Here is a 3,978-nt window from a genome sequence, read left to right on the forward strand (position 1 = left end):
AGAGTACTTTGATTATCATCTTAAAGAAACTGAATGGCGTTGGATGAGGGAACCTAATGAGTTAGCAACTGAGCTGTGGAACCTCATTAGGTAAAATTAAGTGTAAATCTGCTAGTCTAGAGCCTTTAATTTATATCAATATTAATGAATTTAATACTGAAATTCGTCTAGTTAACTTATGTTCACCTAGAATCTAATTCACAATCAAATTTATTTTTAATAAGCAATTAAATTAATTACTTAGAGTGTTAAAATAATAACTTATAAAATATTTGGTTCATGAACCTAGCTATGAATGCATATTTTCCTACTAAAAAGATCTTAAGAATAGACTAGATTTGTCTAGGAGAGTGGTGGTAGTCCACCACTAATTAAAAGGTATTTACAAAATCAGTAGCTATTCAAATATCGTTACTTTTACGGCTATATCTATTTGTAGCGATCAAAATTAAAAAATTTCTGACAATTTGTCACCTAATAGAGCAACAGTTAATCCAACCAGCATGACTATTGTTCCAACTAGTTTGATCAAGGAAACTGGACGTTCAGTAGCCCCCAACAACCCAAAATGATCAATCATTAAAGAGGAGAGTATTTGTCCAGCAATTGCTAGCCCAAGTAAAGCAGACAGTCCGATTCTTGGCGCAAGAATAACATAGCTCAGCAAGGCACACGAACCTAGAATTCCACCTAAAAGACTCCACCACGGCTGAGTCGAAATAGCAATTAATGAAGGGATTATCTCACCCCGAACCAAAGAATAAACTCCAACACATACCGCACCAACAGTAAATGAAAATAGTGCAGCAGCCACAGGATCTCCACCAATTCCTTTAGCCAGTTGAGCATTCAATGTAGTTTGTAGAGTAATTCCTAATCCTGCTGCAAAGGCCATTAAATAATAGATAACATTCATACTGTTTGTCCTCTTTTATATCGTTTACTCAAGAGGCAGAAATGTCTCAGCAAAAATGTCTGGAGCATAACCAGCGGCAGCAAAAAGATGTTGGCGAGATTCATCAATCGCTGCACGTAGTCGTTCACTATTTACACCTAATACCTTACCGTCACGCTTCACAATGCGCCCAGCAATCATCACAGTATCAATATTACTGCGCTCGGTTGCATGAACTACAGTGCCAAAAGCATTGCCCGAGGGATAAAGATTGATATCATCTGTTCTAAGCAATATTAGATCAGCCTGTTTTCCAATGGATAAGCTGCCAATTTTTTCTTGTAGACCTGCACAAGTAGCACCATCAGTCGTCGCAGCTTTTAGAAGGTTTTGAGCATAAAGCGTCACTGGCGAATGTGCTAAACCACAACATTTGTTCTGATGCATACCCATTACGCGTTGTAAATAAAATGCTACACGCATTTCCATAAACATATCACCACTGTAAGAGGTTTCATTATCTACACTTAAACCAGGTCTAATACCGTGACGTAGAGCTGATTGCATGGCGAACATACCATCTTCGATGCCATAGTGGGCATCTGATCTTGGGCATACGTTTACTCGTACTCCAGACTCGCGCAAAATTTCCCATCCAGCATCTGGCAGTGAAGTACAATGATTAAAGATATTATCTGGGCCCAGTAATCCTTGTTGATGCAAACCCTCTAGTTCGGCAGCCATTTCCCCACCAAAAAATTCGGTAATAATTGGCAATCCTAATCTTCTTGCCTCTGCCCATAATTCAGGCTCAAGCTGAGCCATTGCAGCGAGTGATACCAAATTGTTTTCTGGATTTTGAAAATATTTATTTTGTAGGCGTCCAAGATTACTAGGCCAGTTGCCTTTATCCCAATCTCCTGAGACTGGTGCACCAGAAGCGTGTACCGCCCGAATACTGGCATCTAGCAAGGCTTCAACAGCTGCATCCGAGTGAGCGGCAGTACGGCTGTTATGCGAGTTATCTATGACTGTTGTGATACCTGCATCTATACATCCAAGAGCTGTAAGTAAATTACCGATATATATATCTTTAGGTCGATAGTACTTGGCAAAAGAATAATGCGTCGCGTTACAATAATCTTCTAACGTTTCTGCATTCGGATTAATTCGTCGTAGTTGTCCTTCCCATGAATGTCGATGTGTATCCACCATACCCGGCATCACAATCATATTTGAAGCATCAATAACAGTAGTACCAGTCGCTTCAATATTTTCACCAATAGCTGTAATCATACTGTTCTCGATAAGAATATCTCCCCGAACCATATTCCCAATCATGCTGTCCATACTCAGGATAGTGGCTCCACGAATAAGCGTTTTACTTGTGGAGGATTCTGTCAATTGCACAATGTTTCTGTTGTAATCAGTCATATTCATTTCAACTTCAAAAAAGAATAGTGAAAATTTAATTGAAGTGATAATGCTGAAAAAGCTGATTAAACTGTTTTTATTATTCAGTAAAAGCGAATAATCTGAGAGCATGCGGATAGAATTGGGATAAAGGCATGAGATTAGATCGTATTCAGGCAATGCAAATTTTTGTTCGGGTGGCAGAAGCTGAAAGCTTTGTACATGCGGCTGAAACACTTTCACTTCCAGCATCTACAGTAACTAGCACAATTAAAAATCTTGAAAAGTATTTACAAGTACGTTTGTTGAACAGGACAACCAGACGGGTAAACCTAACACCTGAAGGGGCACAGTATTTAATACAGTGCAGAGAAATACTTGATCTTATTGAGCACACTGAATCAAGCCTAACCGATACAATGCAACAACCACAGGGGCAGTTACGAGTTGATATGCCTGCGGGTATAGCTCATTCAGTCATCATGCCCAATCTTAAAGAGTTTCAAAAACGCTATCCAGACATCTATCTAATGATTGGAGTCAGCGATAGGCAGGTAGACTTAATCAAGGAAGGAGTAGACTGTGTAATCCGAATGGGAAGCTTGAAAAGTTCCTCACTAGTAGCTCGTCCTCTTGGAAAGTTTCGTTGGGTGACGTGTGCCTCACCTGAATATTTGCAAAAGTATGGAACTCCGCAATCTCTTGAAGATCTAGCATTTCATAAGGCGATTCATTATTTTTCAGACCATAATAGAAATACATGTGAAATGAATTTTGTGGATGATGACGAAAAAAGAATAGTAAAAATGAATACTGATATAGCTGTCAATGAGACTGAGCTTTATATAAAATTGTGTCTTGATGGATATGGAATAGCACAACTTGCAGAAAAACTTGTGTTAGAACATCTAAAAGAAGAGAGATTAATTGCTGTATTGCAAAACTTGTGCCCGTTGCCAGTCACAGTAACTTTACTATATCCCCATCAACGTTTTCTTTCACCAGCAATCCGCGTATTCTCAGATTGGGTTGCAGACCTAATCAGTGAGAACAAAGTAAACTGATTGTGAAGGATTCGTGCGGTCGTGAATAACTTTGATAAAGTCGAAGATTTTTTTAAATAAAAAAAGCTGTAAAACTTTAAGAAGGATCTAAGTCTATGGCCAATTGTAGTGTAGTTAGCATGTTCTGCATTTCTTAATCTTATAAGATTACTTTTGCTATCAAATCAGCATGCTGCGTAGAGACACTTTGAAACCTAAGAGACTTCATTGTGTAAAGCATAGGGTACAAACATGGACAAGATGAATCTAGATCAAATAACAGAATAATTTGATTATCGTTTGAGACTTTCTTTTCTAAATGAATTGTCTTTAGGGCAAACATAGTAAAGTTTATGAAGTATTCTTAAGGTCAACATATCATATTTTAAGATTGAAATAGAAATTAGTTAAGTTATTGAATTTTAGTTTAAGAAAGAAGGATATGAAGTTATTGTTAGGTGTATCGGATTTAACATAATCCTTATTATACGAAATCAGTCTGTTAGAAACCATTTAAAGTGTCTATATTCTCACCAATAAAAATGTCTAGTTTATGATGGTTTTTACCATCATGGACTGGATATAAATTAGAGATGTTGATCACTATATCTGACAAGGAAATTCAAC

The 3,978-nt window shown here is 37.5% G+C and carries 3 protein-coding genes and 2 pseudogenes; 2 read left to right on the top strand and 3 right to left on the bottom strand.

Annotation, left to right across the window (positions count from 1 at the left end):
* Positions 1-94: pseudogene (locus ACEWB7_RS17015) on the top strand (IS1595 family transposase); the annotation flags it as partial.
* 354 nt (positions 95-448) lie between these two features.
* Here ACEWB7_RS17015 and ACEWB7_RS17020 read toward each other — a convergent pair.
* Together ACEWB7_RS17020 and ACEWB7_RS17025 are read right to left on the bottom strand one after the other, a co-directional pair.
* On the bottom strand, positions 449-916 hold the full coding sequence (locus ACEWB7_RS17020) for a DMT family transporter (protein ID WP_411580986.1): 468 nt from the start codon (positions 914-916) through the stop codon (positions 449-451).
* 24 nt (positions 917-940) lie between these two features.
* Positions 941-2,329, bottom strand: a complete 1,389-nt coding sequence (locus ACEWB7_RS17025) for an amidohydrolase family protein (RefSeq protein ID WP_411580988.1) — start codon at positions 2,327-2,329, stop codon at positions 941-943.
* Between the two features lie 134 nt (positions 2,330-2,463).
* On the opposite strand from ACEWB7_RS17025, the gene ACEWB7_RS17030 reads away from it, so the two are divergent.
* Entirely contained in the window at positions 2,464-3,372 is a 909-nt protein-coding gene (locus ACEWB7_RS17030) for a LysR family transcriptional regulator (RefSeq protein WP_411580987.1), read from the top strand.
* Positions 3,373-3,434: 62 nt separating this feature from the next.
* On the opposite strand, the pseudogene ACEWB7_RS17035 reads toward ACEWB7_RS17030, so the two are convergent.
* Positions 3,435-3,694, bottom strand: a pseudogene (locus tag ACEWB7_RS17035) (site-specific integrase); the annotation flags it as partial.
* Between the last annotated feature and the right edge of the window lie 284 nt (positions 3,695-3,978).

It is taken from the genome of Acinetobacter sp. NIOH-H-8, from assembly GCF_046635365.1.
In the GTDB taxonomy this organism is placed as follows: Bacteria; Pseudomonadota; Gammaproteobacteria; order Pseudomonadales; family Moraxellaceae; genus Acinetobacter.

Bases quoted from the DNA above. Each gene is read 5' to 3' on its own strand.
- ACEWB7_RS17030 (WP_411580987.1), top strand. From the start codon at position 2,464: ATGAGATTAGATCGTATTCAGGCAATGCAAATTTTTGTTCGGGTGGCA.
- ACEWB7_RS17020 (WP_411580986.1), bottom strand. From the start codon at position 916: ATGAATGTTATCTATTATTTAATGGCCTTTGCAGCAGGATTAGGAATT.
- ACEWB7_RS17025 (WP_411580988.1), bottom strand. From the start codon at position 2,329: ATGACTGATTACAACAGAAACATTGTGCAATTGACAGAATCCTCCACA.